Source organism: Actinomadura roseirufa, assembly GCF_900659635.1.
Classification (GTDB): domain Bacteria; phylum Actinomycetota; class Actinomycetes; order Streptosporangiales; family Streptosporangiaceae; genus Spirillospora; species Spirillospora roseirufa.
This window is the reverse complement of sequence record NZ_CAACVB010000380.1, coordinates 1-5,735: the sequence shown is the minus strand read 5'-3', so window position 1 is coordinate 5,735 and position 5,735 is coordinate 1. Positions and strand designations below refer to the sequence as shown.

The following is a 5,735-nucleotide window of genomic DNA, read 5'->3' as shown; positions in this document are numbered from 1 at the left end:
TTTTTTTTTTTTTAATGATACGGCGACCACCGAGATCTACACTCTTTCCCTACACGACGCTCTTCCGATCTCGACTTCGCCTCCGGCGCGGTCGCGCGGCTCGGCGAGCTGCGCGTCGCCGCCGTCGAGGACCGGGTGGACGCCGAGCTGGCCGCCGGACGCCCGGTGCCGTCCGCCGCGGAGCTGGAGCCGCTCGCCACCGCGCATCCGCTGCGCGAGCGGCTGCGCGGCCACCTCATGCTCGCGTTGTACGCGGCGGGACGGCAGGCCCAGGCCCTGGAGGTGTTCGAGGAGACCCGCCGGGCGCTCGCCGACCGGCTCGGCGTGGACCCCTCACCGGAGCTGGCCGCCGTGCACCTGGCCATCCTGCGCCGCGAGGACGTGCCGGGCGTGCCCGGCGACGGCGCCCTCACGGCTCCCACGGCCCCCGCGCCCGCCGTGGCTCCCGCCGTCCCCACGGCGCGTCCCGCGCGGACGAACCTGCCCGCGCAGCTGACCAGCTTCGTCGGCCGGGAGGAGGAGTCGCGGCGGGTCGGCAAGCTCCTGCGCGAGACGCGGCTGGTCACGCTCACCGGTCCGGGCGGCGCGGGCAAGACCCGGCTGGCGGGCGAGAGCGCGGGAGCCCTCGTCGAGGAGATGCCGGACGGCGTGTGGTTCGTCCCGCTGGCGTCCGTCGGCGACCCCGGCGAGGTCACGACGGCCGTCCTGGTGGCGCTGAACGTGCCCGAGGTCGTGCGTCACACCGAGACCCGCTCCGCCGTCCGGCCGCTCGACCGCCTGATCGACTTCCTGGCCGGCAAGCGGATGGTCCTCGTGCTGGACAACTGCGAGCACGTCATCGACGCGGTCGCCGGACTCGTCGACGACGTCCTGGGCCAGGCCCCGGGCGTCCGGGTGCTCGCCACCAGCCGCGAGCCGCTCGGCATCACCGGGGAGTCGCTGTGCCCCGTCCCGTCGCTGCCGCTGCCGCCCGAAGGGGAGCCCGCCGAGCCGCCGGAGGCGCTGCGGTACGCGGCGGTGCGGCTGTTCGCCGACCGCGCGGCGGCGGTGCGCCCCGGCTTCGCCGTGGACGCGGGCACCGTCGACGACGTCGTCGGCATCTGCCGGGCGCTGGACGGCATCCCGCTCGCCATCGAGCTGGCCGCGGCGCGGCTGCGCTCCCTCACCCCCGGGCAGGTCGCGGCGCGCCTCGGCGACCGGTTCCGGCTGCTCACCGCGGGCAGCCGCACGGCCCTGCCCCGGCACCGCACGCTCCGCGCCGTCATCGACTGGAGCTGGGACCTGCTGGACGGCGCGGAGCGCACCGTCCTGCGCCGGCTGTCGGTGTTCGGGGGCGGCGCCGCGCCGGAGGCCGCCGTCCAGGTCTGCGGGCTGCCCGCGCCGGGCGCGCCGGACCCCTCCGACGTCATGGACGTGATCGCCGCGCTGGTCGAGAAGTCGCTGGTGATGGCGGACGGCGACGCCGAGGTCCGCTACCGGCTGCTGGAGACCGTGCGCGTGTACGCGGAGGAGCGGCTGGAGGAGGCGGGCGAGACCCATCGCGTCCGCGCCGAGCACGCCGCGTACTGCGTCCGGCTCGCCGAGCGCGCCGAGCCGGAGCTGCGCCGCGGCGACCAGTTGCGCTGGGCCGACCGGCTCGGCGCCGAGCGCGGAAACTTCGCCGCGGTCTTCCGCTTCGTCGCCGACAGCCGTGACCTGGCGACGGGCCTGCGGCTCGTCGCGTCGCTGACCTGGTACTGGGTCATGAAGGACCTGGAGATGGAGGCGGGCGGCCACGCGGTCGCCGTCCGCGACATCGCCGATTCCGGCGGGACGGTACCGCCGGAGCTGGCCGAGCAGTACTCGATCTGCGTCATCACGGCGGACCTCGTCACCGAGATGTCCTCGGAGCAGGGGCCCACCACCGAGTCGATGCGCACCTTGCTCGACCGCGTGGTGGCGACCGTCCCTCCCTCCCCGCGGCACCCCATCGCCGTCCTCATCAGGCCCGCCGTCAGGTTGTTCCGCAACGACATAGAGGGCGCCCGGCGCGAGGTCATGGCCGTCATCGACCACGAGGATCCGTGGGTGCGCGCCATGTGCCGTACCGTCCTCGGCTTCATCGGGTTCGGCTCCGGGAAGATCGACGAGGCGGCGATGGAGCTGACCGTGGGGCACGCGGGTTTCAGTGAGCTCGGCGACCGCTTCGGGCTGATCATCAGCCTCGGCGGGCTCGCGGAGGTGTCCCTGGCCCGCGGCGAGCCCGCCGAGGCCGTGCGCCTGGGCGAGGAAGCGTACGGCTACGCCACCCAAGGGGTCAGCCCTGAGCAGGGCTCCGTGATGCTCCTTCACCTCGCGCGCGCTCGGGCTCAGATGGGCGACCTCACACGCGCGCGCCAGGACTTGGAGCGTGCGCTGGCGCACGCGGAGCGCATCGGTGAGTTCTCGGACGCGGCGGCCGCCGCCCTGCAGCTGTGCGAGCTGTCCCTCCAAGAAGGCGATCGGGAGGGTGCGCGTCCCCACATCGACCGTGCGTGCGAGTGGGTGGAGCCACGGCGACACCGTCCCGACTTCACGCAGGTGTACCGCAAGACGTACAGCCGCCTCGGTTGCCTGGCCGAGGAGGAGGGCGATCTTGAGGCCGCCGCCGACTGGCACACCCGCGCTCTGGACGGCGCCGGCACGGACACCATCAACAGCTTCCTCACCCTGGCCACGCTGGTCGACGGGGTCGCGGCCCTCAACGCGGCCCGTGGCGAGCACGGGCGCGCGGCCGAGCTCCTCGGTGCCGCCCACGGGCTTCGCGGCTTCCGCGACAGGGGCTCCTACGAGGTCGGACGCACCGTCCGGAGCGCCACTCACGCTCTGGGCGAGGAAGGGTTCGCCGCCGCCTACGACAGGGGGCGCGCCCTTGACCGCGATGTCGTCCTCGCCAAGGCCACCGAACTCGTCCGCTCCTCCTGAGCCGGGTCCGGTCTCCGGGAGTGGAACGGCGCTCGGCCTCGGTTCTCCCTAGCGCCCGAAGGGGAATCGGCGCTCGCCCTGAGGGGCCGTCCCGCGCGCGCTTTGCACACCGGACGGCCTGGGCGTGCTCTGGGGAGGAACGGGACGCGACTGATCGGGGCCGGAACCGGCCACTCCTTTCGCGACGCGGCTCTCGTCGCCGGCACGCTCGCCATGGCGCGCGAGCCGGCGGCCTGCGTCGCCGCCGATCACTCGTCCATCAAAGGGAGTCGTGGACCTTCGCTGCACGGCTCCCGAAACGCGGCACTCCGGCCCGGCGCTGTGCCGCCAGGCCGGAGTACGTCACGGCTTCCCGTGTTACCGACACCGTGCTCACGCCCGGCGCGAGTACATCCGCATGGCGATCGGGAACGTGACGACGACGATCGCGGCCGCCCACCCGAGCGTGTACCAGACGTGGTTCCCCACCGAGCCGCCGACCGTGAGCGCCCGGACCGCCTCCGCCAGGTGGGAGACCGGGTTCACCTTCGTCCACGCCTCCAGCCAACCGGGCATCGTGGAGGTGTTCGGGACGAGGATGCTGCTGCCGAAGGTCAGCGGCATCACCCAGATGAACGCCAGCCCCTGCACCGTCTCCGGCGACGGGGCGATCAACCCCACCAGCACCGAGATCCAGCAGACCGCCAGGTAGAACACGTACGCCAGCGCGAACGCCCCCAGGACCGACAGCGGGTCGGTGTGGAACCGGAACCCCAGCAGGGACCCGAAGCCCACCAGCACCGTCATCACGATCACGAACCGGACCGTGTCGCCCAGCACCGTCCCGATCAGCGGCGCCGACCGCGCGATCGGCAGGCTGCGGAACCGGTCGAACACCCCCTTGTGGATGTCCTCGTTCAGCGCCGTCCCGAGACCCATCGTCGCGAACATCGCCATCTGCGCGACCAGACCGGGCAGCAGCTTCTGCAGGTAGGAGTGCGTGCTCCCCTCCACGGCGCCGCCGAACACGTACAGGAACAACAGCAGGAACACGATCGGCATCAAGGTCGTGTCCAGCAGCTTCTCCGGCGAGTGCTTCAGCTGCGAGATGTTGCGCCAGGCCAGCGTCAGCCCGTGGCGCAGCGTCCGGCGCGGGCTGATCCGCGCGGGCGGCTCCCCGGCGGACAACGCCCGCTCCACGCTCATCGTGGTCATGCCACGCTCCCTTCGGAGATCAGACCGGCCGCGGGCGCCTCCGCGAGATGACCGGTGAGGGTGAGGAAGACCTCGTCCAGGCTCGGCATCCGCAGCGCCAGCTCGGCCGCCACGATGGACGCCTCGTCCAGCCGCCGGACCAGGGCCGACAGCACCGCCGGGTCCGATACCGGCGCCGTCACCAGCCCGGTCGGCTCCTGAACATCGGGGTGCGCCCCGGTCAGCTCCGCCACGATCGCGGTGAGCTGCGCCGTGCGGTAGGGCTCCATCGCCCGCACCGCCAGGGTCTGCCGGCCGATCCGCGACTTCAGCTCGCCGGACGTGCCCGCCGCGATCACCCGCCCGTGGTCGAACACCGCGATCCGGTCGGCGAGGGCGTCCGCCTCTTCCAGGTACTGGGTCGTCAGCAGGACCGTCGCGCCCTCGCTCACGACATCGCGCACCGTGTCCCACACCTCGTTGCGGGCCCGCGGGTCGAGGCCGGTGGTCGGCTCGTCCAGGTAGATGACCTCCGGCTGGTTGATCAGGCTCGCGGCGAGGTCCAGCCGCCGCCGCATCCCGCCCGAGTACGTCTTCGCGGCCCGTGAACCGGCCTCCGTCAACCGGAACCGGTCCAGCAGCCGGCGCGCCCTGGCCTTCGCGTCGGCCCGCCCGAAGTCCAGCAGCCGCGCGATCATCACCAGGTTCTCCATGCCGGTCAGCTCCTCGTCCACCGAGGCGTACTGACCGGTGAGCCCGATCTTCGCGCGGACGCGCACCGCGTCCTTGCGGACGTCGTACCCGCACACCCGGGCCTCTCCGGCGTCCGGCTTGAGCAGCGTCGCCAGGATCCGGACGGCGGTCGTCTTGCCCGCACCGTTCGGGCCCAGCACGCCGAGCACGGTCCCGCGCCTGACCGTGAGATCCACTCCGTCCAGGGCCTGCGTATCCCCGAACCGCTTCCGAAGCCCCTCGGCCTCGATCACATGCTCCATCGAGCACCCTTCCCAACGAATTCCGCCGTGTCCCGACCACTGTCGGAGAGAGCGCTGACACAGCGCGCACACCGGCGTCCCCCCGCTGACAGCCGGCTGACACGTCACTGACGCGAACGCCCTGAAGGACAGGTGACCAGGAGGTTTCCGGAACACCGCGTGGAGCGGGCGGTCTTGATTTGACGGACCGTCGACGGCTCCCTAATGTTCTTCCTGCCCCAAGGGATGCGGGACGCCGACAGGCGGACGGCCCTAGGGGAAGCCTTCAGGGGAAAACGGGTCGAAGCTCGCTTCGGACCGAGGTACGCTTGAAGGACAGCCCGAGAAGGGATGCAGGACGCCGCGAGGTGGCCGGCCCTAGGGACTCCACTGATCGAACCCTCACAGGCGGTTCTCGCTGCCTGCGATGGCGCGCGCGGTGGGCGGGCGACGAACCTGAAGATCCACTCCACGGAGTGAGGTTGACAGGGAAGAAGATTCCGGTAAGTTAGAAGGGTTGCCCCGGAGCGGGGCTCGCGGGAGCGGGTCCGGCGCGGTGGGTGTCCGTTTCTTGAGAACTCAACAGCGTGTTAAAAGCCAGTGCCTTTATCGATCTGGCCGGTTTGTTCGGCCGGATCGCCCCGT

3 protein-coding genes and 1 pseudogene are annotated in these 5,735 nt (G+C 72.0%); 2 read left to right on the top strand and 2 right to left on the bottom strand.

Going from position 1 to position 5,735, the window contains the following annotated elements; translation table 11 throughout:
- Window positions 1-84 precede the first annotated feature (84 nt).
- Both E1291_RS45500 and E1291_RS44950 read left to right on the top strand, forming a co-directional pair.
- Window positions 85-825 (top strand): annotated as a pseudogene (locus tag E1291_RS45500) (AfsR/SARP family transcriptional regulator); the annotation flags it as partial.
- A complete protein-coding gene (locus tag E1291_RS44950) occupies window positions 805-2,943 on the top strand; it encodes an ATP-binding protein (RefSeq protein WP_370771113.1) in 2,139 nt (712 codons plus the stop codon). The pseudogene E1291_RS45500 and the gene E1291_RS44950, both read left to right, overlap by 21 nt.
- A 372-nt stretch (window positions 2,944-3,315) precedes the next feature.
- Here E1291_RS44950 and E1291_RS38330 read toward each other — a convergent pair whose 3' ends face one another.
- Both E1291_RS38330 and E1291_RS38325 read right to left on the bottom strand, forming a co-directional pair.
- Window positions 3,316-4,137, bottom strand: a complete 822-nt coding sequence (locus tag E1291_RS38330; protein WP_131742945.1) for an ABC transporter permease — start codon at window positions 4,135-4,137, stop codon at window positions 3,316-3,318.
- Entirely contained in the window at window positions 4,134-5,111 is a 978-nt protein-coding gene (locus E1291_RS38325) for an ATP-binding cassette domain-containing protein (protein WP_131742944.1), read from the bottom strand. The genes E1291_RS38330 and E1291_RS38325 overlap by 4 nt, the downstream gene beginning before the upstream one ends.
- Window positions 5,112-5,735: the final 624 nt, after the last annotated feature.